This is a genomic window from Fusibacter sp. (assembly GCF_057447755.1).
On record NZ_JBVBZF010000323.1, the window covers coordinates 1 to 3925 of the forward strand.

The following is a 3925-nucleotide window of genomic DNA, read 5'->3' on the forward strand; positions in this document are numbered from 1 at the left end:
CTTAAGTTTATAGAAAATCTTCCTTTACAATCCATAAAACTGACCATTGTCGATAATGGTTCTAATGATCTTACACAATCTATTGCACAAGATTTAAGTTTAAGACATCCTGAAGTTGAATACATTCGCATTTCGACAAGAGGTGTTGGTGCCGCTTTTAGAGCTGGTGTTGCCGCTAATACATCGGATATTGTTGGCTATATGGATGTGGACTTATCTACTAAGATTGAACATTTAAGCGAAGTCGTAAGCATTTTTAGCAATTATCCAGAAATTGATATCATCAACGGGTCAAGGTTAAACAAAGATTCAAATATGCTTGGTCGGAAATGGTATCGAAATTTATCCTCTTATGGATTAACTTTCTTGTTAAAGCTATTTTTGCAAATGAAAGCCACCGACAGCATTTGTGGTTTTAAGTTTTTCAAGTCAGATGTTGCGGATTCCCTAATTAAACGCTCAAGCTCTGAAAGTGGTTGGTTTTTTATCATAGAACTTTTACTAAGAGCAGAAAGACTCCACTATAATGTACATGAGCTTCCTGTGAAATGGGAAGACGACCACAATACGACAGTTGATTATTTTAAACTCATAAAGAATTATTTGCATCATATCAAAAGACTTTTTATTGAGTTTCATATCAAAAAAAAAATTTAACATAAAGGATAATGAAAATGCTTCCAAACCATTACAAAGAATTTGATAAAATTATAATTGGCGCAGGTCTTTTTGGTCTCTACGCTGCACTATATTCTGGAAAGCAAGGTGACCGCGTTCTTATTTTGGAGTATGATGACGCTCCATTTTCTAGAGCTACTCATTCTAATCAGGCACGAGTGCACATGGGATACCACTACCCTCGTTCGTATACAACAGCTATAAAATCAGCGCACTATTTTGAACGTTTCAATAATGAATTTCACGAATGTATCCATACATCGTTTAAAAAAGTTTATGCAACTTCAAATCAATTCTCCTGGACCACAGCAGACCAATTCGAAAGTTTCTGTAAAGCAGCTGAGATCCCATGCTATGAAGTATCTTCAAACCAATACTTTAATAAAAACATGTGTGATGGTACATTTGAAACAAGAGAGTATACTTATGATTCTGAACTTTTAAAGAACATTCTTTTAAATGAAGTCCAAAATATGACAAATATTAACATCCAGTTTAATTCAAGGATTAAAGACATTAAAAATGATGATCACTATTATCAGATTATGGATGACCATGGCGTTGTTTACATATCTAAATTTGTAATAAATGCAACCTATGCCTCAGTTAATCAAATCCATAATCTGCTTGGATTTAAACCATTTAAGATAAAATACGAGCTTTGTGAAATCATTTTATGTTCAGTAAATGAATCCTTGAAAAATGTTGGAATAACCGTTATGGATGGTCCATTTTTTTCCATCATGCCCTTCGGTAAAACAGGGTATCACTCATTAACTTCTGTGACATTCACACCCCATAAGACGTGTTATGAATCGCTTCCAGTATTTGATTGCCAAGCAGAAAGCAATGGTCATTGCTCACCTAAACAGCTGGGTAACTGTAATACTTGCCCTGCCAAGCCCAACTCTGCGTGGCATTATATGTCTGGCTTAGCACGAAAATACTTAAAGGATGAATTCGCTTTTCAATACGAAAAATCCCTGTTTTCAATAAAACCAATATTAATGGCATCTGAAATTGATGATTCAAGACCTACCGTTATTAAGCAGTACTCAAAAGATCCTACTTTTATTAGTGTCTTATCTGGAAAAATTAATGCTGTATATGATCTTGAGGAGGTTCTTAGAAATGACTAATACCCAATTGAACAATTCTACTAAAGAAATGCAATTTGTATCTGCTGTGGTCTATATTAGAAATGCTGCTCATGAGCTGGAGTCTTTTCTAAGCTTTATAGATAACGCTTTATCTCAGCACTTCACCAAATATGAAATCATCTGTGTAAATGACGCTTCTGTGGATTCTTCATTAGATATTCTTAAAAACTTTCGATGTAGCAACTATGAGGCTACTCTTTCAGTATTAAATATGAGTTATTTTCAAGGATTAGAGCTTTCAATGACAGCAGGCGTGGATCTTGCAATCGGCGATTTTATTTTTGAATTTGACAACACATTAGCTGATTACTCATCAAATCTTGTGCTAGACCTCTATAAAAAATCACTTGAGGGCTTTGATATTGTGAATGCGTCTGCCAACATAAAACCTAAATTATCTTCCTACTTGTTTTACAAGGTCTTTAATCAATTTGCAAACTTACAGTACACATTGGGCTCTGAATCATTTCGTATTCTTTCACGAAGAGCAATCAATCGTATTCGAGGCCTTAGTGAGAGTACACCTTATAGAAAAGCATTATATGCAAATTGCGGATTAAAAATGGAGACTATAAAATACGATATCACAGTTTATGAATCAAACAATAAACCGCAAACCACTGTTAAAATTAGAACACAGCTCGCAATTGATTCTTTAATCCTCTTCACAGACTTTGGATATAGATTTGCATTCGCAATGACTCTAATTATGATGTTTATCACTGTGTTAGTTGCACTTTATGCTATTGTTGTATATGTATTCCAAAATCCAGTTGAAGGATGGACACCGACTATTCTCTTTCTATCTTTTTCTTTTTTTGGTGTATTTGGAATACTGGCTGTCATTATTAAATATCTATCAATCATTGTTAATTTGCTTTATAAAAAGCAAAAATATGTATATGAATCCATTCATAAATATTCAAAATAGAAAGGTCATATTATGAAAATACTTGTTGGTTACACCGGTTTTGTGGGGGGCAATTTAATTCAGACAACTCATTTCGATGCACTTTATAATTCAAAAAATATAAAAGAGGCGTTTGGTACTAAGCCCGATTTACTTGTCTATTGTGGTATTAAAGCCGAAAAATACGTTGCAAATCAAAACCCGGAAGCTGATTTATTGCACATACTAGAGGCAATTGAAAATATAAAAGCGATTAATGCTAAAAAACTTGTATTAATCTCTACAATTGATGTCTATGAAAATCCCACTTGTGTTAATGAACAAGACACCGAGTCCAGTGATACTCATTCAGAGGCATACGGACGGAATAGATTAATACTAGAGGAATGGGTAAAAAACAATGTAGAGGATTATCACATCATCAGACTACCAGGATTATTTGGTAAGGGCATTAAGAAAAACTTTATTTACGATCTCATTCACATTGTTCCTTTTAAACTTCCTAAGGAAAAGCTTGAAAATTTATGTTATAAAAATAATTGTCCCGAAGTATTAAACTCTTATCAACTAGGCAGTGATGGCTTTTACAAAATCCTTCCACTGGAAGCTGAAGCAAAGAGAAAACTAAAATTCCAATTCCAAAATATTGGGTTCAGTGCTCTAAATTTTACTGATAGCAGGGGTTATTTTCAGTTTTATCCTCTTTCAATGCTATGGTCTCATATTGAAATTGTGATTAATAAAAACATAAAAGTAATAAATCTTGCAACAGAGCCCATACAAATTAGTGCACTTTATAAGGCAATTTATGGGAAGTCATTTGAAAATGAAGTTGCCTCTAAAGTACCAAACTATGATTTCAGAACAGTTCATGCCCTACTTTTCAGTAATACTCATAATTATATTTTAACCTCAAAAGAAGTGATCTCTGAAATTATCGCATTTATCAAATCAGAAATGGAGTAAGTAAAATGAAACTTAGTATATCAAACATCGCTTGGGACAATACTCAGGACGAACATATACTCTCTATATTAAATGAATATGGTTTCAGCGGCCTTGAAATTGCACCCACAAGGGTATTTCCCGATGAGCCATATAAAACAAATGAACGTGTTCATTTGTTTAAAACTGCTCTTTTAAAGCAATATCACCTAGAAATATCATCTATTCAATC

At 33.5% G+C, this 3925-nt stretch carries 4 protein-coding genes and 1 pseudogene; all 5 read left to right on the forward strand.

The window, feature by feature from the left end:
• Positions 1–657 (forward strand): glycosyltransferase (locus AC220I_RS19410; protein ID WP_486725518.1); only part of this gene is annotated, 657 nt, incomplete at its 5' end.
• 17 nt (positions 658–674) lie between these two features.
• On the forward strand, positions 675–1817 hold the full coding sequence (locus AC220I_RS19415) for an FAD-dependent oxidoreductase (protein ID WP_486725519.1): 1143 nt from the start codon (positions 675–677) through the stop codon (positions 1815–1817).
• Positions 1810–2769 (forward strand): glycosyltransferase, encoded by a 960-nt coding sequence (locus AC220I_RS19420; protein WP_486725520.1) that lies wholly within the window; start codon positions 1810–1812, stop codon positions 2767–2769. Before AC220I_RS19415 ends, AC220I_RS19420 begins: the two co-directional genes overlap by 8 nt.
• 12 nt (positions 2770–2781) lie before the next feature.
• Positions 2782–3714, forward strand: a complete 933-nt coding sequence (locus AC220I_RS19425) for an NAD-dependent epimerase/dehydratase family protein (RefSeq protein ID WP_486725521.1) — start codon at positions 2782–2784, stop codon at positions 3712–3714.
• A 5-nt stretch (positions 3715–3719) separates the two neighbouring features.
• A pseudogene (locus AC220I_RS19430) lies at positions 3720–3925 on the forward strand (sugar phosphate isomerase/epimerase family protein); the annotation flags it as partial.